Genomic DNA, 1,366 nt, shown 5'->3' on the forward strand with positions numbered 1-1,366 from the left:
AATTTTGAATCCATAAGAAGGTTTTTTTGTTGTCAACCTCAAAGATACTTTGAGTTACTTTAATTCCTTCTTATTTTTTTATTTAGGACGCTATTGAAATGAAATGATTGAAATTATTCGGATTGAATTAGTGATTTTCATTATCTTGTAAGTGCCAAGTTTTATCTTCATCATATTTGAAGGTTTCTAAAATGCTTTCGTCCTCAAAAAATATTTTTATATCATCTAATTCTGTAATTTGAAACTTCAAAATATTCTGTGTTTTTAAATAATCTGTTTTCTTACACCAATTTTTGAAATCATCTTCATATTCTATTTCATTTTCATAATCTTGAAAAACGGGACATTCAAAAGAAGAGTTTATAAAAATATCATTTTTATATAACCTCCAAACAGGATTAACCCATAAAACTAAAACTTCTTTCTCAGTTTTTAAATCAAAGCAAAACGAATTTGTTGCAAGAAAAAAATCAGATTTGATATTTCTTAAATTTTCAATTTTTTCTTTCACGACTGTAGTTTGGATAAAATTACGGCTAACGGAAAAAGTATTTGCGAAGTGCGGGCTTTCGAAGAATCAAAGATTCAAGAAAGAACAGACTGAGCAAATTGCTTTTTCGTATTGCTAACTTACAAAAAATAGTAATATGAAAAGCAAGTTGCGACTAAAAAAGTGGAGTAGTTCAACTTAAACTTTAACCCCGCATTTTGCAAATACAATGTAATCTGCAGTTGTTTTTCGGCGTTTTTTTGTAGATTCTAACAGCTAACTTCAATGTTTTCACGCAATTTCCATAATATTCTCAATTTGTTTTTTGAAGTATATTCACGAAAAATTGCAAATTTTATTCATTTTTGAAAAATTTTTGGTCAAATATTATTCATTTTTAGCGTTTTCCTTAAGCATCAATTTTTCCATACAGAATTTTGAAAATTTTTAAAATCTTGTGCGTAAAGTTTGTCAAATATGCGTTCCAATTGTAATGAAATTTTTTTTGAAATCAATTGGAGAACTTCAATTTCAATGATTCTTTTTCGTTAGAATTTTATTCAAATTATTCAGTTTTTTTGCGCAATTTTTTTTTTCAATATTTTAGGCTTTCCATTTGTTAATTTCGCATATAGAATTTTCCTTTTCTCAATAATTTTTAAGATTATTTTTCAAGATTTAAGTGTCAAAAATAGAGCAGAATTTTAAGACTTTTTCATTAAAGACTCTCATTAAATATTTTACAGAAAATATTCATTTTCAGGATTTTGCGCAATGTTTGTATTATCCTGAAATAGTTGACACATTTTTCAGTTATTTTGTTTTGTTAAAGTTATCAATTTTTTGTCGTTTGTAAGATTTATATTTTACATTTTC

General features: G+C 25.7%; 1 protein-coding gene. It reads right to left on the reverse strand.

Going from position 1 to position 1,366, the window contains the following annotated elements:
* Window positions 1–127 precede the first annotated feature (127 nt).
* Entirely contained in the window at window positions 128–511 is a 384-nt protein-coding gene (locus tag IV513_RS15430; protein WP_209391439.1) for a hypothetical protein, read from the reverse strand.
* Window positions 512–1,366 lie beyond the last annotated feature (855 nt).

Source organism: Chryseobacterium sp. RR2-3-20, from assembly GCF_017808115.1.
GTDB classification, from domain to species: Bacteria; Bacteroidota; Bacteroidia; order Flavobacteriales; family Weeksellaceae; genus Chryseobacterium; species Chryseobacterium oryzae.